The organism is Microbacterium sp. PA5 (genome assembly GCF_049860775.1).
Classification (GTDB): domain Bacteria; phylum Actinomycetota; class Actinomycetes; order Actinomycetales; family Microbacteriaceae; genus Microbacterium.
In genome coordinates this window covers 1701528-1724884 of the sequence record NZ_CP187567.1, presented here as the reverse complement: position 1 = coordinate 1724884, position 23357 = coordinate 1701528, and the positions used below count along the sequence as shown (strand labels likewise).

Annotated in this window: 20 protein-coding genes and 1 tRNA gene; 18 read left to right on the top strand and 3 right to left on the bottom strand. The window is 71.3% G+C overall.

All coding sequences use genetic code 11. From position 1 onward, the window contains the following. Positions 1–69 precede the first annotated feature (69 nt). The 10 genes from ACPWUT_RS08075 to serA all read left to right on the top strand — a co-directional run bounded on the left by ACPWUT_RS08075 (position 70) and on the right by serA (position 10889). Positions 70–1479: an alpha,alpha-trehalose-phosphate synthase (UDP-forming) gene (locus ACPWUT_RS08075; RefSeq protein ID WP_425836370.1), complete on the top strand. Its 1410-nt coding sequence runs from the start codon at positions 70–72 to the stop codon at positions 1477–1479. Next, positions 1476–2246, top strand: a complete 771-nt coding sequence (gene otsB, locus ACPWUT_RS08070) for a trehalose-phosphatase (protein ID WP_284527457.1) — start codon at positions 1476–1478, stop codon at positions 2244–2246. Before ACPWUT_RS08075 ends, otsB begins: the two co-directional genes overlap by 4 nt. Before the next feature lie 9 nt (positions 2247–2255). Further along, positions 2256–3962, top strand: coding sequence for a dihydroxy-acid dehydratase (gene ilvD / locus ACPWUT_RS08065; RefSeq protein WP_425836366.1), 1707 nt, complete (start codon positions 2256–2258; stop codon positions 3960–3962). 42 nt (positions 3963–4004) lie between these two features. Beyond that, a complete protein-coding gene (locus tag ACPWUT_RS08060) occupies positions 4005–5807 on the top strand; it encodes an acetolactate synthase large subunit (RefSeq protein WP_284527455.1) in 1803 nt (600 codons plus the stop codon). A 1-nt stretch (position 5808) separates the two neighbouring features. Next, positions 5809–6318 (top strand): acetolactate synthase small subunit, encoded by a 510-nt coding sequence (gene ilvN / locus ACPWUT_RS08055; protein WP_284527454.1) that lies wholly within the window; start codon positions 5809–5811, stop codon positions 6316–6318. 84 nt (positions 6319–6402) lie between these two features. Continuing rightward, entirely contained in the window at positions 6403–7428 is a 1026-nt protein-coding gene (gene ilvC / locus ACPWUT_RS08050; RefSeq protein ID WP_284527453.1) for a ketol-acid reductoisomerase, read from the top strand. A 127-nt stretch (positions 7429–7555) separates the two neighbouring features. Beyond that, on the top strand, positions 7556–8314 hold the full coding sequence (locus tag ACPWUT_RS08045; protein WP_425836361.1) for a copper homeostasis protein CutC: 759 nt from the start codon (positions 7556–7558) through the stop codon (positions 8312–8314). Then, a complete protein-coding gene (locus tag ACPWUT_RS08040) occupies positions 8311–8817 on the top strand; it encodes a DNA polymerase III subunit gamma/tau (protein ID WP_425836358.1) in 507 nt (168 codons plus the stop codon). Before ACPWUT_RS08045 ends, ACPWUT_RS08040 begins: the two co-directional genes overlap by 4 nt. Next, positions 8814–9161: a bacitracin resistance protein gene (locus ACPWUT_RS08035; protein ID WP_425836355.1), complete on the top strand. Its 348-nt coding sequence runs from the start codon at positions 8814–8816 to the stop codon at positions 9159–9161. Before ACPWUT_RS08040 ends, ACPWUT_RS08035 begins: the two co-directional genes overlap by 4 nt. 123 nt (positions 9162–9284) lie before the next feature. Further along, positions 9285–10889 carry a phosphoglycerate dehydrogenase gene (gene serA / locus ACPWUT_RS08030; RefSeq protein ID WP_284527449.1) on the top strand — a complete coding sequence of 535 codons (1605 nt, stop codon included), beginning with the start codon at positions 9285–9287 and terminating at the stop codon, positions 10887–10889. A gap of 29 nt (positions 10890–10918) precedes the next feature. Here the strand turns inward: serA and ACPWUT_RS08025 are convergent, their stop codons facing one another. Further along, on the bottom strand, positions 10919–11464 hold the full coding sequence (locus tag ACPWUT_RS08025) for a TetR/AcrR family transcriptional regulator (protein WP_284527448.1): 546 nt from the start codon (positions 11462–11464) through the stop codon (positions 10919–10921). Positions 11465–11528: 64 nt separating this feature from the next. Between ACPWUT_RS08025 and ACPWUT_RS08020 the strand changes: the two genes are divergently transcribed. Genes ACPWUT_RS08020 through ACPWUT_RS08000 form a run of 5 tightly spaced genes read left to right on the top strand, consistent with a single transcriptional unit; the run spans position 11529 to position 17350 of the window. Then, positions 11529–13076: an MFS transporter gene (locus ACPWUT_RS08020; RefSeq protein ID WP_425836350.1), complete on the top strand. Its 1548-nt coding sequence runs from the start codon at positions 11529–11531 to the stop codon at positions 13074–13076. A gap of 37 nt (positions 13077–13113) precedes the next feature. Further along, on the top strand, positions 13114–14181 hold the full coding sequence (locus ACPWUT_RS08015) for a 3-isopropylmalate dehydrogenase (RefSeq protein ID WP_284527446.1): 1068 nt from the start codon (positions 13114–13116) through the stop codon (positions 14179–14181). A gap of 52 nt (positions 14182–14233) precedes the next feature. Next, positions 14234–15349 (top strand): branched-chain amino acid aminotransferase, encoded by a 1116-nt coding sequence (locus ACPWUT_RS08010; protein ID WP_284527445.1) that lies wholly within the window; start codon positions 14234–14236, stop codon positions 15347–15349. Next, positions 15346–16113 carry a fumarylacetoacetate hydrolase family protein gene (locus tag ACPWUT_RS08005; protein WP_284527444.1) on the top strand — a complete coding sequence of 256 codons (768 nt, stop codon included), beginning with the start codon at positions 15346–15348 and terminating at the stop codon, positions 16111–16113. Before ACPWUT_RS08010 ends, ACPWUT_RS08005 begins: the two co-directional genes overlap by 4 nt. Beyond that, positions 16106–17350 carry an MFS transporter gene (locus ACPWUT_RS08000; protein WP_284527443.1) on the top strand — a complete coding sequence of 415 codons (1245 nt, stop codon included), beginning with the start codon at positions 16106–16108 and terminating at the stop codon, positions 17348–17350. Before ACPWUT_RS08005 ends, ACPWUT_RS08000 begins: the two co-directional genes overlap by 8 nt. 7 nt (positions 17351–17357) lie before the next feature. Here the strand turns inward: ACPWUT_RS08000 and ACPWUT_RS07995 are convergent, their stop codons facing one another. Then, positions 17358–18428: an aminotransferase class V-fold PLP-dependent enzyme gene (locus tag ACPWUT_RS07995; RefSeq protein WP_425836344.1), complete on the bottom strand. Its 1071-nt coding sequence runs from the start codon at positions 18426–18428 to the stop codon at positions 17358–17360. An 81-nt stretch (positions 18429–18509) separates the two neighbouring features. On the opposite strand from ACPWUT_RS07995, the gene ACPWUT_RS07990 reads away from it, so the two are divergent. From ACPWUT_RS07990 to ACPWUT_RS07980, 3 genes are all read left to right on the top strand, one after another. Continuing rightward, the gene (locus ACPWUT_RS07990; RefSeq protein ID WP_425836341.1) at positions 18510–19496 is read left to right on the top strand and encodes a LysR family transcriptional regulator; all 987 of its coding nucleotides are present in this window, start codon (positions 18510–18512) and stop codon (positions 19494–19496) included. A 10-nt stretch (positions 19497–19506) separates the two neighbouring features. After that, complete coding sequence (gltX, locus tag ACPWUT_RS07985; RefSeq protein ID WP_425836338.1) at positions 19507–21021, top strand: glutamate--tRNA ligase; 1515 nt, start codon at positions 19507–19509, stop codon at positions 21019–21021. Between the two features lie 106 nt (positions 21022–21127). Continuing rightward, positions 21128–21199 (top strand) — tRNA-Gln (locus tag ACPWUT_RS07980). Positions 21200–21279: 80 nt separating this feature from the next. On the opposite strand, the gene ACPWUT_RS07975 is transcribed toward ACPWUT_RS07980, so the two are convergent. Further along, positions 21280–23292 (bottom strand): DUF262 domain-containing protein, encoded by a 2013-nt coding sequence (locus tag ACPWUT_RS07975; protein WP_425836335.1) that lies wholly within the window; start codon positions 23290–23292, stop codon positions 21280–21282. Positions 23293–23357 lie beyond the last annotated feature (65 nt).

Here is a 23357-nt window from a genome sequence, read left to right as displayed (position 1 = left end):
GTGACAAGCACCGGCAGGGGGTTGCCAGGCGGTTGTTAGCCTGGCTATACGCCCCCCGAAAGGAACCCTGTGTCCGCAGCTGCCGATTTCGTGGTCGTCGCCAACCGTCTCCCCGTCGATCGCGGAGACGACGACGCGGACCCGTGGCGCCGGTCTCCGGGCGGGCTCGTGACCGCGCTCGAGCCCGTGGTGCGCAGCACCGGCGGTGCGTGGGTGGGCTGGGCCGGGCAGCCGGGTCTCGAGATCGAGCCGTTCGAGTTCGACGGCGTGCACCTGGTGCCGGTCGCGCTGTCGGCCGAGGACATCGCCCAGTACTACGAGGGGTTCTCGAACGACACCATCTGGCCGCTCTACCACGACGTCATCGCGGCGCCCACGTACCACCGGACCTGGTGGGAGGCGTACGTGCGGGTCAATCGCCGATTCGCCGAGGCGGCCGCGGCGGCCGCGGGCGACGGGGCGACGGTGTGGGTGCACGACTACCAGCTGCAGCTCGTGCCCCGGATGCTCCGTGAGCTGCGGCCGGACCTCGTCATCGGCTACTTCCACCACATTCCGTTCCCCGCATACGGGATCTTCTCGCAGCTGCCGTGGCGCACCCAGGTGCTCGACGGCCTTCTCGGCGCGGACGTCATCGGCTTCCAGCGCGTCGCCGACGCCGGGAACTTCGCGCGCGCCGTGCGTCGCCGTTTCGGCTACGAGACCCGGGCGGGATCGATCCGCGTGCCCACCGACGGGGGACATCGCACCGCGGTCGCCAAGGCGTATCCGATCTCGATCGACACCGCTTCCTACGAGGAGCTCGCCCGCAGGCCCGAGATCCAGGCGCGCGCGGCGGAGATCCGAGAGGAGCTCGGCAACCCCGGCGCCGTGCTGCTCGGCGTGGACCGCCTCGACTACACCAAGGGGATCCGTCACCGGCTGAAGGCGGTCGGCGAGCTGTTCGACGAGGAGCGCCTCGGCGCCGGCGACGCGACGCTCGTGCAGGTGGCGAGCCCCAGCCGCGAGCGGGTCGCGGCCTACATGCAGCTGCGCGACGAGATCGAGCTCGCGGTGGGGCGCATCAACGGCGACCACGACACCATGGGGTTCACCGCGGTGCGCTACCTCCATCACTCCTACCCTCGCGAGGAGATGGTGGCGCTCTACCTCGCGGCCGACGTCATGCTGGTCACGGCGCTTCGCGACGGCATGAACCTCGTCGCGAAGGAGTACGTGGCCAGTCGCGTCGACGGCGGCGGCGTGCTCGTGCTGAGCGAGTTCGCGGGCGCCGCGGACGAGCTGACGCAGGCGGTCCGCGTGAACCCCCACGACATCGAAGGGCTCAAGGACGCCGTCATGACCGCCATCGAGATGCCCGCCGAGGAGCGTCGTCGCCGCATGCGCGCGCTGCGACGTCGCGTCCGCGACAACGACGTGGCGGCGTGGTCGGCCCGGTTCCTCGGCGACCTGCGCGCCGTGCGGGAGGGTCGCGCGTGAGCATCGACGAGCTGGCGCTCACGCCGCGGCTGCTGGTGGCGCTCGACTTCGACGGGACGCTCGCTCCGCTGGTCGATGAGCCCATGACCGCCCGCATGGTCCCCGCAGCCGCCGAAGCGGTCGCCGCGCTCGTCGCGGCGCCGCGGACGACGGTCGCCTTCGTCTCGGGCCGCACGCTCGACGACCTCCGCGTGATCGCCGAGCACGACGACCGGTCGCCGATCCTGCTGGCGGCGTCCCACGGGGCGCAGTGGTGGGATCCGTCCGGTGCGGTCGCCGCCGACCGCCGCGACTCCGACGCCGCCGACATCGCGCTGCGCGACGAGCTCCGTGCGGCCGCCGAGGACGTCGCCGGCGAGGTCGAGGGCGCATGGATCGAGCGCAAGGAGTTCGGGTTCGGGGTGCACACGCGCCTCGCAGATCCCGGCCGCGCCGGGGAGGTGCACGAGCGCGTGGACGCGCTGGTCGCCGCCCGTGCGCCGCGCTGGCGTCGCCGCGTCGGTCATTCGATCACCGAGTACGCCTTCCGCGACGAGGGGAAGGACTCCGCCGTCGCGCGCCTGCGCGCGCTCACCGAGGCGACCGGCGTCCTGTTCGCGGGCGACGACGTGACCGACGAGGACGCCCTGCGCAGCCTCGGCCCGGGCGACGTCGGGATCCGCGTCGGCGCGGGCGAGACGGCTGCGACGATGCGGGTGGCCGACGAGGCCGAACTGGCCGCCGTGCTGCTCGGACTGGCGCGCCGACGCGCGGCCGCGCGGGAATAGACTTCGAGAATGCCTTCGCCCGACAACACCATCGACATCAAACCCCGGAGCCGCGTCGTCACCGACGGCATCGAGGCGACGACCTCCCGCGGCATGCTGCGCGCCGTCGGCATGGGCGACGAGGACTGGGACAAGCCCCAGATCGGCATCGCCTCGAGCTGGAACGAGATCACCCCGTGCAACCTGAGCCTCGACCGGCTCGCGCAGGGCGCCAAGGAAGGCGTCCACGCCGGCGGCGGGTACCCGCTCCAGTTCGGCACGATCTCGGTCTCCGACGGCATCTCGATGGGGCACGAGGGCATGCACTTCTCGCTCGTCTCGCGCGAAGTGATCGCCGACTCCGTCGAGACGGTGATCATGGCCGAGCGCCTCGACGGATCGGTGCTCCTGGCCGGCTGCGACAAGTCGATCCCCGGCATGCTCATGGCCTCGGCGCGGCTGGACCTGTCGAGCGTCTTCCTCTACGCCGGATCGATCGCTCCCGGCTGGGTCAAGCTGTCCGACGGCACCGAGAAGGACGTCACCATCATCGACTCCTTCGAGGCGGTCGGGGCATGCCTGGCCGGCAAGATGAGCGAGGCCGACCTCAAGCGGATCGAGTGCGCCATCGCGCCCGGCGAGGGTGCCTGCGGCGGCATGTACACCGCGAACACGATGGCCTCCGTCGCCGAGGCCCTCGGGCTCAGCCTGCCCGGATCGGCGGCGCCGCCGTCGGCCGACCGCCGCCGCGACTACTACGCCCACCGCTCCGGCGAGGCGGTCGTGAACCTGCTGCGCCAGGGCATCACGACCCGCGACATCCTCACGAAGGAGGCCTTCGAGAACGCGATCGCGCTGGCGATGGCCCTCGGCGGCTCCACCAACGTCGTGCTCCACCTCCTCGCGATCGCACGCGAGGCCGAGGTCGAGCTCAGCCTCCACGACTTCAACCGCATCGGCGACAAGGTGCCGCACGTGGCCGACATGAAGCCGTTCGGCAAGTACGTCATGAACGACGTCGACCGTCACGGCGGGATCCCGGTCATCATGAAGGCGATGCTCGACGAGGGCCTGCTCCACGGCGACGCGCTCACCGTGACCGGCAAAACGCTCGCCGAGAACCTCGCCGAACTCGATCCCGACCCGATCGACGGCACCGTCATCCACACGTTCGACGATCCGATCCACGCAACGGGCGGCATCACGATCCTCCACGGCACCATGGCGCCCGAGGGCGCGGTCGTGAAGACGGCCGGCTTCGACGCCGCGGTGTTCGAGGGCCCGGCCCGCGTGTTCGAGCGCGAGCGCGCCGCGATGGACGCCCTCGAAGCCGGAGAGATCGTCGCGGGCGACGTCGTGGTCATCCGCTACGAGGGCCCCAAGGGCGGACCCGGCATGCGCGAGATGCTCGCCATCACCGCCGCCATCAAGGGCGCGGGGCTCGGAAAAGATGTACTACTCTTGACGGACGGCAGATTCTCAGGCGGCACAACCGGCCTGTGCATCGGCCACATAGCACCCGAAGCGGTGGACGCTGGTCCCATCGCCTTCGTGCGCGATGGTGATCTGATACGGGTCGATATCGCGGCTCGCACTCTCGACCTACTCGTCGACGAGGCTGAGCTGAGCTCCCGCCGGGACGGCTGGGAGCCCCTTCCTCCGCGCTATACCCGTGGCGTCCTGGCCAAGTACTCGAAGCTCGTGCGCTCCGCTGCGGAGGGCGCGACGACAGGCTGAGGCCTTCCCGACTGCGTCATCTCCACCATTCGAGGTCCACTCATGTCATCCGACACATCTGCGGCCGTTCCCCGGCCGCCCGCCCGCGGATCCTCCGCCCCCGTGCTGACGGGAGCAGAGGCCGTCGTCCGTTCGCTCGAGCTGCTGGGGGTGACCGACGTCTTCGGTCTTCCCGGCGGCGCGATCCTCCCCGTCTACGACCCGCTCATGGACTCCTCGGCGCTGCGTCACGTGCTGGTGCGCCACGAGCAGGGCGCCGGTCATGCGGCCGAGGGCTATGCCGCCGCATCGAACAAGGTGGGCGTCGCGATCGCCACGAGCGGCCCCGGTGCCACCAACCTGGTGACGGCGATCGCCGACGCGTACATGGACTCCGTGCCGATCGTCTGCATCACCGGACAGGTCTTCTCGAACCTCATGGGAACGGACGCGTTCCAGGAGGCGGACATCGTGGGCATCACGATGCCGATCACGAAGCACTCGTTCCTGGTCAAGGACGCCGCCGACATCCCGGGCGCCATCGCGGCGGCCTATGAGATCGCCGGCACGGGGCGCCCGGGCCCGGTCCTCGTGGACATCACGAAGGACGCGCAGCAGGCCGAAGCGCCCTTCGTCTGGCCGCCGAAGATCGACCTCCCCGGCTACCGGCCCGTGACCAAGGCCCACGGCAAGCAGATCCAGGCCGCAGCCCAGCTGCTGGCGGGCGCGAGCAAGCCCGTGCTTTACGTCGGCGGCGGCGTCATCCGCTCCCAGGCGTCGGCCGAGCTGCTGGCGCTGGCCGAGGCGACCGGGGCGCCCGTCGTGACGACGCTCATGGCACGCGGCGCCTTCCCCGACTCCCACGCCCAGCACCTGGGCATGCCGGGCATGCACGGCACCGTGCCCGCGGTGCTGGCCCTGCAGGAGGCCGACCTCCTGGTGTCGCTCGGCGCGCGGTTCGACGATCGGGTGACCGGCAAGGCGGCGCTGTTCGCGCCGAACGCCAAGGTGGTGCACGTCGACATCGACCCCGCGGAGATCTCCAAGATCCGCAGCGCCGACGTCCCGATCGTGGGCGACCTGCGCGACGTGCTCGTCGACCTCGGCGCCGCGTTCCAGGCGGTCACCGGCGGCGCGCGGCCCGACATCACGGACTGGTGGGCGTTCCTCGACGGACTCCGCGACGAGTTCCCGCTCGGCTACGCCCAGCCCACCGACGGACTGCTGTCGCCCCAGTACGTGATCTCCCGCATCGGCGAGCTCACCGGCCCGGAGGGCGTCTACGCCGCCGGGGTCGGACAGCACCAGATGTGGGCGGCGCAGTTCATCAAGTACGAGCGTCCCAACGCCTGGCTGAACTCGGGCGGCGCCGGCACGATGGGCTACTCGGTCCCCGCCGCGATGGGCGCGAAGGTCGCCGAACCCGACCGGGTGGTGTGGGCGATCGACGGCGACGGCTGCTTCCAGATGACCAATCAGGAGCTCGCCACCTGCGTCATCAACAACATCCCGATCAAGGTCGCGATCATCAACAACTCGTCGCTGGGCATGGTGCGGCAGTGGCAGACCCTGTTCTACAACGGGCGCTACTCCAACACCGACCTCAACACGGGGCACGACACCATCCGCATCCCCGACTTCGTCAAGCTCGCCGAGGCCTACGGCTGCATGGCGCTGCGCGTGGAGAAGGAAGAGGACGTGGACGCCGCGATCCGCACGGCGCTGGAGACGAACGACCGCCCCGTGGTCATCGACTTCGTCGTCAGCGCCGACGCCATGGTGTGGCCGATGGTCCCGCAGGGCGTGAGCAACAGCTACATCCAGTACGCCCGCGATCACGCGCCGAAGTTCGACGAGGAGGCCTGAGATGAGTCGTCATGTCCTGAGTCTCCTCGTGGAGAACAAGCCGGGTCTGCTCACGCGCGTCGCCGGCCTGTTCGCGCGCCGCGGCTTCAACATCGAGTCGCTCGCGGTGGGCGTCACCGAAGTGCCGGGCCTGTCCCGCATCACGGTGGTCGTCGACGTCGAGGAGCTGCCGCTGGAGCAGGTGACCAAGCAGCTGAACAAGCTCATCAACGTCATCAAGATCGTCGAGCTCGACCCGAGCGCGTCGGTGCAGCGCGAGCACATGCTCATCAAGGTGCGCGCCGACAATCAGACCCGGTCGAACGTGATCGAGGTGGTGAACCTCTTCCGCGCGTCGATCGTCGACTACGCGACCGATGCCCTGGTGGTCGAGGTCACCGGCGATCGCGGCAAGATCGAGGCGATCCTGCGCGCGCTCGAGCCGTTCGGCATCAAGGAGCTGGCCCAGTCCGGTCTCCTCGCCATCGGCCGCGGCGGCAAGTCCATCACCGAGCGCGTCCTACGCGGCTAGACCCTTTCGCTTCGCGCTCACCGGTCGTTGAGCGGGCGAAGCGAGACGAAACGCAACGACCGACCTATCAAGGAGAAAGAATCCATGGCTGAGATCTTCTACGACTCGGACGCCGACCTCTCGATCATCCAGGGCAAGAAGGTGGCCATCGTCGGCTACGGCTCGCAGGGCCACGCGCACGCGCTGAACCTCCGCGACTCCGGTGTCGAGGTCGCCATCGCCCTGAAGGAGGGCTCGAAGTCCGCGCCGAAGGCGCAGGAGGAGGGCTTCGAGGTCAAGTCCGTCGCCGACGCGACCCAGTGGGCCGACCTCATCATGATCCTCGCGCCCGATCAGCACCAGCGGGGGATCTTCAGCGAGAGCATCGCGCCGAACCTCACCGCCGGCAAGACCCTCGCCTTCGCGCACGGCTTCAACGTCCGCTTCGGCTACATCGAGACCCCCGACGGCGTCGACGTGATCCTCGTCGCGCCCAAGGCTCCCGGCCACACCGTGCGCCGCGAGTTCGTCGCCGGCCGCGGCATCCCCGACATCATCGCCGTCGAGAAGGACGCGTCGGGCACGGCCTGGCAGACGGCCCTCTCGTACGCGAAGGCGATCGGCGGCACCCGCGCGGGCGTCATCAAGACCACCTTCACGGAGGAGACCGAGACCGATCTGTTCGGCGAGCAGGCGGTGCTGTGCGGCGGCGTCTCGCAGCTGGTCCAGTACGGCTTCGAGACCCTCACCGAGGCGGGCTACCAGCCGCAGATCGCCTACTTCGAGGTGCTGCACGAGCTCAAGCTCATCGTCGACCTCATGTGGGAGGGCGGCATCGCCAAGCAGCGCTGGTCGGTGTCCGACACCGCCGAGTACGGCGACTACGTGTCGGGTCCCCGCGTGATCGATCCCCACGTCAAGGAGAACATGCAGGGCGTGCTGGCCGACATCCAGTCGGGGGCCTTCGCGGAGCGCTTCATCTCCGACCAGGACGCCGGGGCGCCCGAGTTCCAGGAGCTCCGCGCCAAGGGCGCCGCGCACCCGATCGAGGCGGTCGGCAAGGAGCTGCGCGCGCTGTTCGCGTGGAAGCAGCAGGACGCCGACTACGTCGAGGGCTCGGCCGCCCGCTGACGGACGGCGCGTCGCGACGACGGCGCGCATCAGGCACTCGGCGCACCCGCCGAGCCGGCTTCACGCAAGCCAGGAGAGCCCGGCCCCTACGAGGGGTCGGGCTCTTCGCCTTCACTATCGTGGGAGCATGAGCCGCTCCGTCGCCGTCGAGATCGCCGTTCAGGACGTGGCCGGGGCGCGCGGCGCCCTGGCGTCCGGTGCCACCCGGCTGGAGCTCTGCCAGGCGCTGGCCGTCGGGGGTCTCACCCCGTCGCTCGGACTCCTCGAGGCGGTGCTGGAGGCGGTGGACCCCGCGGCGGTGAACGTCCTCGTGCGACCGCGCGGCGGCGGCTTCGTGTACTCGGACGAGGAGATCGGACTGGTCGCCGCCGACATCCGCGCGTGCGTCTCCCGCGGGGCGGGCGGCGTGGTCGTCGGGGCGCTCACGCCGGGAGGGCGCGCCGATGCGTCCGCGCTGGCACGCTGGCGCGAGGCGGCCGGCGAGGCCGCGCTCGTCTTCCATCGGGCGATCGATGCGGCAGATGATCCGCTGGCCGTGCTGAGCGACCTCCGCGGGGCCGGCGTGGACCGCGTTCTCACCTCCGGCGGTGCCGCGCGCTCGGTCGACGGCGTGGCGGCGCTCGCCTCACTGGTCGCCGCGTCGGACGGGATCGAGATCATGGCCGGTGGCGGCGTGCGCCCCGCCGACATCGGCGCTCTCGTCGCGTGCGGCGTCGACGCGGTGCACCTCTCGGCGCGCGCGGTGGGCGGGGCAGGTGCGCCGTCCGGGCCCGGAGGCGGAGCCGACGGTCACGACATCACCGATCTCGCGGTGGTCGGCGCCGCGGTGCGTGCCGCTGCGGCAGCCGTCGCGGCCGCGGACACGCCCGGTACGCTGAAGGCGTGAGCCGCGACGACGATGCCCTCTCCTGGGAGGGCGACGAGGACCCGACGCTCGACGTGGGAACCGCCCGGCGCGCGCCGGAGCGCGTCGCACCCGACCCCGCCGCCCCGGTGCTCCCCGACGGCTACACCGCCGTGGGCCGGGGGAGCAGCGAGGTCGTCCGACCCGAAGAGGCCGCCGCCGACGACGCCCAGGCCGACGCGGCGCAGATCGGGAACGTCGCGCTGGTCGCCCTCGGCATCCTGGGCGGGGTGTACCTGCTCTACACGATCGGCTGGATCATCGGCGGCCTGCGCCTCCAGGTCATCGCTCCGGCCCTGCTGGTGAGCCCCGTCGCCTACGTACCCGCCTTCTGGCTCGCCGTGCTCGCTCCGTTCCTCTGGTTCTCGACGACCCTCCTGCTCACGCGGGGTCGTCCGACGTGGCACCGGTTCGCGTGGCTCGCCGCCGGCGCGGTGCTCCTCGTGCCCTGGCCGTTCATCATGATCGGAGTGGTCGGACAATGAGCGCCTCCTCCGCTTCTGCCTCCCGAGCGATGCCGACGTGGCTCGTCGCCACCGTCGCGGGGGCCTTCGGCCTGTTCTACGCCTACGCGGTGTGGAACGCGGTCTCCTTCCTGGTCCAGCAGGCGTCGGGACCGCTCGGCCTCAACGGGCTGGGGTGGGGACTCCTGTTGTTCGCCGCCGTGTTCCCGATCCTCGTCTTCGCCGGTGCGCTGGCGCTGGGGATGCGGCGCCGAGTGGGGGAGTTCGCCCTGCTGCTGCTCGCCGGGATCGCGCTCGTGGCCGTCTTCTGGCTCAACGTGGTGGCCTATGCGCTGTCCAGCGGGGGAACGCTCCTCGGAAGCTGACGTCATGCGGTCGGTGGCCCCCCGCCGCGAGCGCTAGGCTGGTCAGGCCACGCCCCGACGGTGTGCGGCGAGGCATTCCATCACCGCTCCTCGCTCCCGCGACGCCCCTGAAGGTTGCCCAGCGTGTCCAAGCCCGTCGTGCTCATCGCCGAAGAACTCTCACCCGCCACGATCGACGCCCTCGGCCCGGACTTCGAGATCCGCCACGTCGACGGTGCAGACCGCGCAGCGCTCCTTCCGGCGCTGGCCGACGCGCACGCGGTGCTCATCCGCTCGGCGACGAAGATGGACGCCGAAGCCATCGCGGCCGCTCCGGTGCTGAAGGTCATCGCCCGCGCGGGCGTCGGCCTCGACAACGTCGACATCAAGGCCGCGACCACCGCCGGTGTCATGGTGGTGAACGCCCCGACGTCGAACATCATCTCGGCGGCCGAGCTCACCGTCGCGCACATCCTCGGCCTTGCCCGCCGCATCCCCGCGGCGCACGCGTCGCTGTCGGCCGGACAGTGGAAGCGCAGCGCCTACACCGGCGTCGAGCTGTTCGAGAAGACGCTCGGCATCATCGGCCTCGGCCGGATCGGCGCGCTGATCGCCGCCCGCCTCCAGGCCTTCGGCATGAACGTCGTCGCGTACGACCCCTATGTCACAAGCGCACGCGCCCAGCAGCTCGGCGTGCAGCTGCTCACCCTCGACGAGCTCCTCGAGCAGAGCGACTTCGTCACGATCCACATGCCCAAGACACCCGAGACCACCGGGATGATCTCCACCGACCAGTTCCGTCGCATGAAGCCGTCGGCGTACGTGGTCAACGTCGCCCGCGGCGGCCTCATCGACGAGGTCGCGCTGCACGCCGCCCTGACGACCGGTGAGATCGCCGGCGCCGGCCTCGACGTCTTCAGCTCGGAGCCGCCGGCGCAGGACGGGCCGGCCTTCCCGCTGCTGGAACTCCCGAACGTGCTCGTCACCCCGCACCTGGGCGCCTCGACCGATGAGGCGCAGGAGAAGGCCGGCGTCTCGGTCGCCAAGTCGGTGCGACTCGCCCTGGGCGGAGAGCTCGTGCCCGACGCGGTGAACGTCGCCGGCGGCATCATCGACCCCTACGTGCGCCCGGGCATCCCGCTCGTCGAGAAGCTCGGCCAGATCTTCTCCGCGCTCGCGCACTCGCCCCTCACCAGCCTCGACGTCGAGGTGCACGGCGAGCTCAGCCAGTACGACGTGAAGGTGCTCAAGCTCGCCGCGCTCAAGGGCGTCTTCACGAACGTCGTCAGCGAGACGGTCTCGTACGTCAACGCGCCGCTGCTCGCCGAGCAGCGCGGCATCGAGGCGCGCCTGCTCGTCGACGACCAGTCCGAGGAGTACCGCAACGTCATCACGCTGCGCGGTGCGCTCTCCGACGGGTCGCAGCTGTCGGTTTCGGGCACGCTGACGGGCACGAAGCAGACCGAGAAGCTCGTCGGCATCAACGGCTACGCGCTCGAGCTGCCGATCGAGAAGCATCACATCGTGATGCTCTACACCGATCGCCCGGGCATCGTGGCCGTGTACGGCCAGAAGTTCGGCGAGGCGGGCATCAACATCGCGGGGATGCAGATCGCGCGCACGCAGGCGGGCGGCCAGGCGCTCTCGGTGCTCACGGTCGACTCGCCCGTGGCCGACGAGCTCCTCGACGAGGTGCGCTCGGCGATCCACGCCGACCTCTTCCGGCAGATCGAGATCACCGAGTCCTGACCCCCGCCGGCGTGCCGCCGGCGCGTGCGTCAGGCGCGTGTCGCGCGTTCGACGAGTGCGATGAGGGCGTCCATGTCGGCGCCCTGGGGGACCGGGCCGGGGACCGCGCCCTGGTCGAGGCTGTTGTTGAAGTAGAGGCCGTCGCTGACGAGCAGCACGAGCTGGAGCGCGGTCTCGTCGCGGGTGTGCGGCCGCAGCGCGTCCTCCCACTGCTGGCGGACGCGCCGGAGCGCGTGGGCGGCGTCGACGCTGCCGCCCTGCGCCAGCTTCGACCCGGCGATGAGCGCGCGGTCGACGGGGGAGTCGTTCATCACCGACGTCCGCACGAACGCCGCGACGAGGCCCGCGGGATCGGCCCGCATCTCCTCGACGTCGTCGCGGACGAGCGCCTCCATGCGCTCCAGCAGCGCGGACTCCAGTGCCTCCTTCGAGGCGTAGTGATAGAGGAGACCGCCCTTGGAGACTCCGGCGGCGCGCGCGGTGGCATCCATCGTGGCCGCGCGCTCGCCCTCGGCGATGAGGAGCGCCTCGAAGGCGTCGAGGACGCTCTCTCGGGCGCGGGGCGGGCGGCTCATGGTTCCGATCGTATCGACGCGACAGGACGTGACCTGATACTATACCGGCTGGACGGTATAGAAAATGACACTGACAGAAGAGATCACCCTGGCCGACGCGGCGGGACGACGGGTCGGCTGGCGCGGCTGGGCGGCCCTGGTCGTCCTCATGCTCCCCGTGCTGCTCGTCTCGGTCGACAACACCGTGCTGAGCTTCGCCCTGCCCGACATCGCCCTCGATCTGGCCCCCACGAGCACCCAGCAGCTGTGGATCATCGACGCGTACCCCCTCGTGCTCGCCGGGCTGCTGGTCACCATGGGCACGCTCGGCGACCGGTTCGGCCGGCGACGGATGCTCCTCATCGGGGCGGTCGGCTTCGCGGCGGTCTCGGTCCTCGCCGCGTTCGCGCCGTCGGCCGCGCTGCTGATCGCCGCCCGGGCGGGGATGGGCGTGTTCGGCGCGATGCTCATGCCGTCGACGCTCTCGCTGCTGCGCAGCATCTTCACCCACCGCGACCAGCGGCGCCTCGCGATCGCCGTCTGGGCGTCGATGTTCTCCGCCGGCGCCGCCCTCGGGCCGATCGTCGGCGGGATCCTGCTCGAGCACTTCGCCTGGGGCTCGGTCTTCCTGATGTCGGTGCCCGTGCTCGTGCCGCTGCTGATCCTCGCGCCGATCCTCGTCCCCGAGAGCCGCGACCCCGACCCGGGCCGCATCGATCCGCTGAGCATCGCCTACTCGATGCTGACGATGGTCCCGGTCGTCTACGCGATCAAGGAGCTCGCGGTGCACGGGCCGGGCTGGCTGCCGGTGGGGCTCACCGCGCTCGGAGCGGCGTTCGGCGTGCTGTTCGTCCGGCGTCAGCTCGCCGCTCCGGCGCCGATGCTCGACATGCGCCTCTTCGCGCGGGGGACCTTCAGCGGTGCGCTGCTGGTGAACCTCCTCAGCGTGATCGCACTCGTGGGCTTTCTCTACTTCGTCGCCCAGCACCTGCAGCTGATCGTGGGACTCGCGCCGATGCAGGCGGGCCTCGCGCTCGTGCCCGGGATGCTGGCGATGATCGTGGCCGGGCTGCTCGTCGTGCCGGTCGCCCGCCGTGCCGCGCCGCGGATCGTGGTGCCGGTGGCGCTGGGATTCTCCGTCACCGCCTACCTGCTGGTGCCGATCGCCGTGGGCGACGGCGCGCTGGGGATGCTCGTCGGCGCCTTCACCCTCCTCGGCGTCGGCATCGGTGCGGCGGAGACCGTCTCCAACGACCTCATCCTCGCGAGCGCACCGCCCGCCAAGGCGGGCGCCGCCAGCGCGGTGTCCGAGACGGCCTATGAGCTCGGCGCCGTGCTCGGCACCGCTGTCCTCGGCGGGATCCTGACGGCCGCCTACCGTGCGGGCATCGTGATCCCCGCCGGCGTGGACGCGGCGGCGGCCGCCGCGGCCCGCGAGACCCTCGCGGGCGCCGTGGCCGCCTCGGCGACGCTCGATCCGGCCACCGGCGAGGCGCTGCGTCTCGCCGCGGCGCACGCCTTCGACGCGGGCGTCGGCATCACCGCCGTGATCGGGGCCGTGCTCGTCGGCGTCGCGGCGGTGATCGCGGCCACTACGCTGGGAGGCACCCGCACCGCGCCGGCCCTGCACTGAGCGCCTCCCGGCGGGATCGCCCAGCACGAGGAGAGCAATGTCGCGCGCGACCACCGATCGGACCTACCGCCTGGCCGTGATCCCGGGCGACGGGATCGGCCCCGAGGTCATCGCCGAGGCGGAGAAGGTGCTCGATGCCGTCACGGCCACGGCGGGGATCGCCTTCGAGAAGACACGGTTCTCGCTCGGCGCCGCTCGCTACCTCGAGACCGGCGACACGCTGACCGACGAAGACCTGGCGGCCATCGCGGGTCACGATGCGATCCTGCTCGGCGCGGTCGGCGGGGTGCCGGGCGACCCGCGTCTCGCGCACGCGAACATCGAGCGCGGTCTCCTGCTGAAGCTCCGCTTCGCGCTGGACCACTACGTCAACCTGCGGCCGTCGAAGCTGTACCCGGGTGTCCCCGGGCCGCTGAGCGCCCCGGGCGACATCGACTTCGTGGTGGTGCGAGAGGGCACCGAGGGCCCGTACGTCGGCAACGGCGGCTCGATCCGCACCGGCACCCCTCACGAGGTCGCCAACGAGACGAGCGTCAACACCGCCTACGGCATCGAGCGCGTCGTCCGGTTCGCCTTCTCCCAGGCGCAGCGCCGCCGCGGCAGGCTCACCCTCGTGCACAAGACCAACGTCCTCGTCCATGCGGGCGGGATGTGGAAGCGGATCGTCGATGCCGTGGCATCGGAGCACCCCGACGTCGCCGTAGACTATCTGCACGTCGACGCGGCGACGATCTTCCTGGTCACGAACCCGGGCCGCTTCGACGTGATCGTCACCGACAACCTCTTCGGCGACATCCTCACCGACTTGGCCGGCGCCGTCACCGGAGGCATCGGTCTCGCCGCATCGGGGAACATCAACCCCGACGGCGCGTTCCCCTCGATGTTCGAGCCCGTGCACGGCTCGGCGCCGGACATCGCAGGCCAGCAGAAGGCCGACCCCACGGCGGCCATCCTCTCCACGGCGCTGCTGCTCGATCACCTCGGGCTCGGCGACCAGGCCCGGCGCGTCACCCGCGCGGTCGAGGAGGACATCGCCGCGCGGGGCGCCACCGCCCGCACGACCGCGCAGATCGGCGACGCGATCGTCGCACGACTCCAGGCGTAACCTGGAGTCGCGCCCCGCATCCGTCGACGCCGCGCATGGAACAGGACAGATCATGACCCTCATCGACCCCGAGACCACGACCGCCCCGCTGGCGTTCGCCGTCACCCGCAACCTCGCCGCCAAGTCGGCCGCCGAGCGCGAGGAGCTCCTGCGCGATCCGGTCTTCGGCACGACCTTCACCGACCACATGGTCGACATCTGCTGGTCGGCGCGAGGCGGCTGGCACCGGCCGCGCGTGCAGCCGTACGGCCCGATCTCGCTCGACCCGGCAGCCGCCGTGCTCCACTACGGCCAGGAGATCTTCGAGGGCATCAAGGCCTATCGTCACGCCGACGGCTCGATCCACACCTTCCGGCCCGACCAGAACGGCGCCCGACTCCAGCGCAGCGCGCGCCGGCTGGCCCTTCCGGAGCTTCCGGTCGAGTACTTCATCCAGTCGATCCGCGAGCTCATCGCCGTCGACGGCGACTGGGTGCCCTCCGGCGCGGACCAGAGCCTCTACCTGCGTCCGTTCATGTTCGCCAAAGAGGCCTTCCTCGGCGTGCGACCGGCCGCCAAGGTCGCCTACTACCTCATCGCCAGCCCCGTCGCCGCGTACTTCAAGGGCGGCGCCAAGCCGGTGTCGATCTGGCTGAGCGAGGACTACTCGCGCGCCGGCAAGGGCGGTACGGGAGCCGCCAAGACCGGCGGCAACTACGCGGCCAGCCTCCTGCCGCAGGCCCAGGCGTACGAGCAGGGCTGCGACCAGGTGGTCTTCCTCGATCAGGACGGCAACGTCGAGGAGCTCGGCGGCATGAACATCGTGTTCGTCTACAAGGACGGCACCATCGTCACCCCGCAGTCGGACTCGATCCTCGAGGGGATCACCCGCGACTCTCTCCTGCAGCTGGCGCGTGACCGCGGGCACACCGTGGAGCAGCGGAGCGTGTCGCTGCAGGAGTGGCGCGACGGCGTCGCCTCCGGCGACATCGTCGAGGTCTTCGCGTGCGGCACCGCCGCCGTCGTCGCCCCGATCGGGACGCTGAAGGCCCAGGGCTTCGAGGACACGCAGCCCGTGGGCTCGCTCGCGCTGGAGCTGCGTCAGCACCTCACCGACATCCAGTACGGCCGGGCAGAGGACACGCACGGCTGGCTCCTCCGCCTCGACGACGCCGAGTCCGCCCGATGAAGGTCGCGCGCTTCCGTCACGACGAGGTCATCCGCTTCGGGATCGTCGACGGCGCGGACCTCGTGGTGCTCGCCGGTGATCCGCTGTTCGCCGGGTTCGACACGACGGGAGAGCGGGTGCCGCTCGCCGACGCCGTGCTGCTTGCCCCCGTGATCCCTCGCTCCAAGGTCGTCTGCGTAGGCAAGAACTATCGCGACCACGCCGCGGAGATGGGGGGCGAGGCACCGGCCGAGCCGCTGCTGTTCCTCAAGCCCAACACGTCCGTGATCGGGCCGGGCGATGTCATCGTGCGTCCCCGCCAGTCCGAGCGCACCGACTTCGAGGGAGAGCTCGCCGTCGTCATCGGCCGGGTCGCGAAGGACGTTTCCGCGGAGAAGGCCGACGAGTACGTCTTCGGCTACACGGTGGCCAACGACGTCACCGCGCGCGACCTGCAGCGCTCCGACGGGCAGTGGTCGCGGGCGAAGGGCTTCGACACGTTCTGCCCGCTCGGCCCGGTCATCGAGACCGAGTTCGACCTCGACGGCGGGGCGAGGATCGTCTCGCGCGTCAACGGCGAGGTGCGTCAGGACGGCCCGATCAGCGACATGGTCCACTCCGTCGCCGACATCGTCGCCTACGCGTCGGCGGCCTTCACGCTCCTTCCGGGCGACGTGATCCTCACCGGCACACCCGCCGGCATCGGGCCGTTCGTCGCCGGCGACACCGTCGAGGTCGAGATCACGGGCATCGGCGTGCTGCGCAACACTGCGCGCGATGCCTGAGGCGCGGACCGACGAGCTCGTCGCGCTCTCGCCCGACGACGTCGCCGCCATCCAGCGCCGGACGGTCCGCGTGCTCGCGGCCGGACAGGTGCTCGGCGGCATCGCCTTCGGCGCCACGGTGTCCCTCGGTGCGCTCCTGGCCGCGGACATCTCGGGGCAGGCCTCGCTGTCGGGACTCGCGACCGCCTCGGTGACGCTCGGCGCCGCGCTGTGCGCGATCCCGCTCGCGCGTCTGGCGGCACGCACCGGCCGCCGTCGCGCCCTCACCCTCGGGAACCTGTTCGCGCTCGTCGGAATCGCGGTGGTCATCGCCGCCGCCGCGGCGCGCGTGTTCCCGCTGCTGCTGCTCGGCGTGATCCTCATCGGCGCCGGCAACGCGGGCAACCTGCAGTCGCGCTTCGCCGCGACCGACCTCGCCCCGACCACGCGGCGGGCGCGCGACCTCGGCACGGTCGTGTGGGCGACCACGGTCGGAGGCGTGGTCGGCCCGTTGCTCCTGACCCCCGGAGAGGCGGTCGGGCAGGCGATCGGGATGCCTCCGCTGACGGGTGCGTACGCGTTCTCGATCGTGGCGCAGCTGTGCGCGTTCGTGCTCTACGTCGTCGCGCTCCGGCCCGACCCGCTCCTCACGGCGCAGCGGGTGGCGCGGGGCGGCGGAGCGGCGGCGGGGACCCTGATCGACGTCGACCGCCCGCGCGTCGCCCGGTACGCCGTTTTCGCGGTGACGGGCTCGCACGTGGTGATGGCCTCCGTCATGGCCATGACCCCGGTGCACCTCGCCCATCTCGCCCCCGGAGAGGTGACGCTCGTCGTCGGGGTCACCATCGCGCTCCACGTCTTCGGCATGTACGGCCTCTCTCCGGTGTTCGGCTTCCTCGCCGACCGGACCGGGCGCATCCGGGTGATCCTGCTCGGTCAGGCGCTCCTCGCCGCCGCGCTCGTCGTCGCGGCCGTGTCGCCGGAGGATCAGTGGGCCGTGCTCGTGGCGCTGCTCCTCCTCGGCCTCGGCTGGAGCGCGGCGACGGTCGCCGGCGCGGCCCTGCTCACCGAGAGCACCGAGACGGCGCGCCGACCTCGCCGCCAGGGGCTCAGCGACACGATCATGACGCTCAGCGCCGCTGCGGGCGCGGTGCTCGCCGGCGTGGTGCTGAGCTGGATCGGCTACGGCGGCCTGGCGCTGACGGCGCTCGCGATCGTCGTCGCGGTGACGGTGCTGTCGCCGTTCGCCCGGCGCTGACCGGCCGTCAGCGGCCGAGAGCGCGGGCCGCGCGATCGACGTCGTCCTCGTCGTTGAAGATGTGGAAGGCGAGGCGGGCACGGCCGTTTCGGCCCGAGGCCGCGATCCCGGCGGCCGTCAGTCGCGCGAGATCGTCTCCGTCGGCGTCCGGCCAGCTCACGATCGCGCTCGGGCGGGCCGACGGCGCGGCGGGACGGTCGCAGCGCTCACGGAAGGCGGCGGCGAGGGCCGTCGTGTGCGACGCGATCGCCGGCATGTGCGCGTCGGCGAAGGCCCGGAGTGCGGGCTCCGCACCGAGGAACGCCTGCCACGCGGGGGACACGTCGAAGCGCCGCGCGTCCTCCGCGAGCACAGCGTTTCCGCCGTAGCACGATGCCCACGGGTCATGGCCTGCATACCAGCCCGCGTGGATCGGCCGGACGGTCTGTGCGTACTCCGCCGAGATCGCGAGGAACGCCACGCCGCGCGGGGCGCAGAGCCACTTGTAGGCGTGGCAGACGACGGCGTCGAAGAGCTCGCCGGCCACCGGCATCCATCCCGCGGCCTGCGTGACGTCGCAGAGCGTGCGCGCACCGTGCGCCCGGGCCGCGGCGGCGATCGCCGCTCCGTCGGCGACGGTCCCGCAGGCGGACTGCACGAGCGAGAAGACGACCAGATCCGTCTTCGGCCCGACGGCGTCCGCCAGGTCGGACAGCGGGGCGGTGCGCACGGTGATCCCTCGGCCGGCGTGCATGAACGGCAGCACGATCGAGGAGAACTCGTCGGCCGCGCAGAGCACCTCGGCCCCGTCGGGGAGCGACGCGGCGAGCAGGCCGGCCATGACCGAGGTCTGCGATCCGATCGCGACGCGTTCCGCCGCCACTCCGAGCAGCCGCGCCGCGTACGACCGGCTCGCCTCGGCGGCGCGCGTGTACCTCCCGAGGTCGGGCCACCGGACGAGGTCGGCGGCGACCGCCGCCCGGGTCGAGACCATGGGCAGTCCCGCGGTGCACGCAGCCAGATAGCCCGCGCCGTCGGTGAACTCGGCGCGAAGGGCGGCCGAGGCGGACGGGGTGGTGCCGAGCAGGGTGGCGGGCATGGCATCCACTTTCGCGGGCGAGCACTCATTCGTCTACGGCAGGTATTGCATCATTCACATGAGGAATGGTTATGTGTCTCGGTGACCGACGACGCAGCCGACTTCGACATCCACGCAGTGCGCATCGCCAAGGCGGTGGCCGACGCGGGGTCGCTGACAGGCGCAGCGAAGCTCCTCGGATACAGCCAGCCCGCCATCAGCCAGCAGGTGCGCCGCCTCGAGGCCCGCCTCGGGCTCCCGATCGTGGAGCGGGTCGGCAGGCGCGTGCGCCTGACGCAGGCGGGCCGCGTCCTCGCCCGCCACGCGCCGGCGGTGACGACCGCGCTCGATGCGGCCGCGGGGGAGCTCGCCGCGCTGCGCGGCCTGCGCGCCGCAACGGTGCGGCTGGTCGGGTTCCCGTCCGCCACGCCGACGATCCTGCCCCGGGTGCTCGCGCGGATCGCGGAGGCCGAGCCCGGGATCACGGTCACCTATGTCGAGGCCGAGCCGCCCGAGGCGGTCGCCGCCGTCCGCGAGGACCGCGCGGACATCGCGCTCACCTTCGCCTACCCCGGCGACCGCGCCGACCCCCATCGCGAGAGCGCCCGCGGTCTCGCCGTCCGCCGGGTGGGGCGGGACGATCTGCTCGTCGTGCTCCCCGCCGGTCACCCCGCCGCCGGGGGAGCGGTCGTCGATGCGGCCGCTCTGGCCGACGAGAACTGGATCGCGGGATGTCCGCGGTGCCGCGGCCACCTCCTGGAGCTCTGCGAGCGCGCCGGGTTCACCCCGCGCATCGGTTTCGAGACCGACAACGTCGTGGCGGTGGAGGGCCTGGTCGCCCAGGGGATCGGGGTGGCGATGCTCCCGTCGCTGGGCGTCGCATCGTTCCCCGTGCTGCCGGGGGTGGTCACCCGCCGCCTGCCGCGCGGGGAGGAGCGGGCCATCCACCTGGTGACCGCGCGCGGCGCCGAGCGGATCCCTGCCGTGGCCGCTGTGCTCGCGATGCTCGAGCGCGCCGTCGCCGAGTCGACGGCCGCCGCCACGAAGGAGACGGCCGCCGCCACGAAGTCGACCGCCGCCGCGAACTAGACTGGGCAGGATGTCTGCCGCGATCGATCCCCGCACCACCACCGCCTCCGGAACCGACGTCCGCGTCCGGTTCTGCCCGTCGCCGACGGGTCTGCCGCACGTCGGCATGGTCCGCACGGCGCTCTACAATTGGGCGTACGCCCGCCACACGGGCGGCAAGCTGATCTTCCGCGTGGAGGACACCGACGCCGCGCGGGACAGCGAGGAGAGCTATCGCCAGCTGGTCGATGCGCTCACCTGGCTGAAGATCGACTGGGACGAGGGTGTGGAGAAGGGCGGACCGCACGGGCCGTACCGGCAGTCGCAGCGCTCGGACATCTACGCGGACGTGCTGCAGCGCCTGATCGACAGCGGAGCGGTCTACGAGTCCTACTCGACCGCCGAGGAGATCGACGCCCGCAACACGGCGAACGGTCGCGCCACGCAGCTCGGCTACGACAACCACGACCGGCACCTGACCGACGAGGAGAAGGCGGCGTTCCGCGCGGAGGGACGCGAGCCTGCCTGGCGTCTGCGCGTTCCGGACCACGACCTCACCTATGTCGACCTGATCCGCGGCGAAGTGACCTTCCCCGCCGGCTCGTTCCCCGACTTCGTGGTCGTGCGCGCGGGCGGTCAGGCGCTGTACACCTTCACCAACCCGGTCGACGACGCCCTCATGGGCATCACGCACGTCATCCGCGGCGAGGACCTGATGCCGTCCACCGCGCGCCAGCTCGCCCTCTACGCGGCGCTCATCGACGCCGGCGTCACGCCGTTCGTGCCGCGCTTCGGCCACATGCCGCTCGTGCTCGGCGAGACCGGCAACAAGAAGCTCTCCAAGCGCGACCCGCAGGCCGATCTCTTCCTGCAGCGCGAGAAGGGCTTCATCCACGAGGGACTGCTGAACTACCTCGCCCTTCTCGGCTGGTCGATCGCGGCCGACCGCGACGTGTTCTCGCTCGACGAGTTCATCGCCGCCTTCGACATCGCCGACGTCAACCCGAACCCGGCCCGCTTCGACCAGAAGAAGGCCGAGTCGATCAACGGCGACCACATCCGGATGCTCGAGCCCGGCGACTTCGCCGCCCGTCTGGTGCCGTACCTCGCCGCCGCCGGGCTGGTTTCCGAGCCGCCGACGGCGCAGCAGCAGCAGATCCTGGATGCCGCCGCGCCGCTCGTGCAGGAGCGCATGCAGCTGCTGGGGGAGGCCCCGGGGCTCCTCGGCTTCCTCTTCCGCGATGAGGTCGTGTACGACGAGGACGCGCTCAAGAGCCTCCCCGCGAACGCCGGCGAGGTGCTCACGGCCTCGGTCGCCGCACTCGAGGCGCTGCCGGAGGAGTCGTTCACGGCGGCCTCCGTGCAGGACGCGCTGTCGGCCGCCCTGATCGACGGCCTGGGATTGAAGCCGCGCGTCGCCTACGGTCCGCTCCGTGTCGCGGTCAGCGGCCGGCGGGTGTCGCCGCCGCTGTTCGAGTCGATGGAGCTCCTCGGTCGTGCCGAATCCCTCCGCCGCCTGGACGCCCTGCGCGAGCGACTCGCCTGAGTCCGCGGCGCGGGCAGGCGCGCCACGCCCGGAGCCCGGCTGGTTTGGAGAGGCCCTCCGCGTCAGGTAGACTCGATCCTCGGTGCGACTCCGGTCGTAAAGCCCTTGGGGTATGGTGTAATTGGCAACACGGCTGATTCTGGTTCAGTTGTTCTTGGTTCGAGTCCAGGTACCCCAGCAAGGAAAACCCCCGCTCAGGCGGGGGTTTTGCATTGCGGTCGGTGCCCCTCGGGGACCCGGCGTTTCGCGGCGCGAGCGTCAGGACATCGCGTCGCCGATGTAGGAGTACTTGAGGAACACCTCGGATGCCCAGCCGGCTTCGTCGAGCACGCCCTGCACGGCGGTCATCATGTACTTCGAGTCCCAGCCCATGTAGAGGTACTGGCCCTCGGCGATCTCGTCCCACTGCCCGTTCCACGCCATCGCGGGATACAGCGGCCCGCCGCGGCGTGCGCTGAAGTCGATCACGCTCTGGCGCGAGTCTGCCCACAGGCGCTTGAACACGCGGTTGAAGAGGTAGCGGACGTCCTTGACCTCCCAGTGCTCGCCGCGGAACTCGACGTAGTCGAACTCGCGCTGCCATCCTCTCGGCCAGCCGCGCCGCTTCTTGGCGTCGAGGATGGGGGTGAGGTTGTCGTCGTCGATGCCCACGACGGCGGGGCGCTCCCACACCTCGACGAACCGTGCCGTGAGCCGCTCGGTGCGTGCGGCGATGTCCGCCGTTCCCCAGGCCTGGGCGTCGGCCAGCTCCCGGGTGGGGACGATGGCGCTCTCGGCGTAGATCGGCCGCTTCGCGGGGAACGGGGCGTCGAAGGCGCGGTCCGCCAGTTCGGCCTCCAGCAGCGTGAGGTTGCCGAGCGTCTGTGCGAGCGCGCGGTGGGCGTTCTGCTCGTCGTCGGAGTACTCCGCCCAGCGGCGGACTCCGTCGCCGCTCCAGTCGTCGCCGGGAGCGAGCGGCACGACGTGCTCGAGATCGAGGCCGTCGTGCGCATCCACCCCCGCGAGGCGCCCGAGCACGTAGGACGCGTGGGGGAGGTCGCCGTACTTCAGGCCCACTCGCGCGCGCTCGTCCGACGGGGTGATGCGGGCGATGGCCAGGACGAGCGCGTCACGCCCCTCGTCGGCAGCGCGGCACAGGCGTGCGACGAGGCGGTCGTTGGGCAGGCCCACCACCTTGCGGCGCAGGAGGAGGGACTGCAGGTGCTCGAGGGAGGCGATGAGCTCGTCGACGCCCAGCGCCCCGTGCAGGTGATCGCGGTACAGGCGCATGACGAGGGGATACATGCCGCGGCCGAAGGTGTTGAGGTAGGCGATCTGCCGGCCGATCGCGGGGTCGGGCGTGCGCGCCGGGTCCAGCAGCGTGCGGTAGATCTCCGACAGCTCGCGCCACTGCGCGGCGTGCGCGCGCAGCGTCTCGATCCCGAGCCGGGGGAACTCGTGCCGGAAGGCGTCGTAGACGCCCCGCTCCCCGACGACGGTCACCTCCCGACCTGTCAGCATCACGAGGTAGTGCCGCCAGAACGAGCCGATCTGCTCGCCGGTGTTCTGCTCGATCGGCAGCCAGTACTCGTTCTCGATCTCGGTCTGCTCGGCGTGCGAGAGCCCCATCAGCACGTAGTTGTGGATGAGCTCGTGGTCGCGCAGCGGCTCGCCCGTGGAGTTCAGGCTCTCGAAGATCTGCTGCGCGTTCGCCTCGCCGCCGAGCGTGATCGAGACGTGCTCGAGCTTCTGCAGACCCCGCCAGATGTGCGCGGCCTCGTCGGGGCGGATCTGACTGCGGAAGAACGCGTAGTTGTCGTCGAACCGCGACTCGCGGGTCTCGTCACCCGCCGACCGCCGGTCGAGCACCACGCTCTCGAACACGTCCGCCCAGGCGCGGTGCGGCCGGAGCTTCGTGCGGGCCGGGTCGTCGGCGCGCACGAGCACGCGGGCGAGCTCCGCCGCGAGCTCCGGGTCGGAGGCGGCCAGGGTGTGGTGCAGGGCGGCGACCAGCAGCATCAGGGTCGTGATGCGCTGCTGACCGTCGATGAGCACGAGATGGGCATCCTCGGCATCGGCGGTCGAGGCCGTGGAGAGGATGGAGCCGATGAAGTGGGTGTGCCCGTCGTCGGTGTCGGCGACGGCGCGGATGTCGCCCAGCAGCTGCTCGCACCCGCCGATGTCCCACCGGTACTGGCGCTGGTACACGGGCACGACGATGGTGGTGTCGGATGCCGAGAGCCAGCCGATCGTGTTGACGGCGGTCGCATCGACATTCGTGGCAGTGCTCATGTTCTCCGTATCGCTCCTCGGAACCCCCGACGAGTCTAATCGGCCGCTCAGATCGCCTCTGTAGG